At 62.1% G+C, this 261-nt stretch carries 1 protein-coding gene; it reads left to right on the forward strand.

The features are described from left to right. Positions 1 to 261: hypothetical protein (locus tag NTD84_RS11400; RefSeq protein WP_262165298.1), on the forward strand; the 261-nt coding region annotated here is incomplete at both ends.

Below are 261 nucleotides of genomic sequence, written 5' to 3' on the forward strand. Positions count from 1 at the left end.
CTGATCGACTGGTCAAAATCGGTGTACAGCCGCGATGACATTCAAGGCGTACTGGCTTCGACCTCGGTGTGCTTCGACCTGTCGGTGTGGGAACTGTTCGTCACCCTGGCCAACGGCGGCTCGCTGATCATCGCCCGCAACGCCCTGAAATTGCCGCAATTGCCGGCGCGGGATCAGGTGCGCCTGATCAACACCGTGCCGTCGGCGATCAACGCCTTGCACGCCGCCGGGCAGATCCCGCCGAGTGTGCGCATCATCAAT

Source organism: Pseudomonas sp. 14P_8.1_Bac3 (assembly GCF_025466085.1).
Classification (GTDB): Bacteria; Pseudomonadota; Gammaproteobacteria; order Pseudomonadales; family Pseudomonadaceae; genus Aquipseudomonas.